This window comes from Flavobacterium geliluteum, from assembly GCF_017948595.1.
In the GTDB taxonomy this organism is placed as follows: Bacteria; Bacteroidota; Bacteroidia; order Flavobacteriales; family Flavobacteriaceae; genus Flavobacterium; species Flavobacterium flavipigmentatum.
Window position 1 is genome coordinate 1 of sequence record NZ_JAGFBV010000098.1, and the last position, 255, is coordinate 255.

Below are 255 nucleotides of genomic sequence, written 5' to 3' on the forward strand. Positions count from 1 at the left end.
GTGATTTTATCAGGCCATTAGAAATAAAAACTTTAAATGCCAGGATTGGGTTGATTGAAAAGAAACTGGCAATATTTCAGCAAGGCGGTGTTGTGTTTGCATGGTTTAAACCACTTAATCAAATTCCTGCAGGATTTCAAGAAGTTACTAATCTGAAAGGTAGAACAATCTTTGGTTACGACCCGGACCAAACAGAATTCAATTTAATTGGAAAGGCCGGAGGAAATAAAAACAAAGCTCTTTCAATTAATGAAA

Annotated in this window: 1 pseudogene; it reads left to right on the plus strand. The window is 35.3% G+C overall.

What is annotated here, in order from left to right:
• Nucleotides 1-255 (plus strand): annotated as a pseudogene (locus J3495_RS19090) (hypothetical protein); the annotation flags it as partial.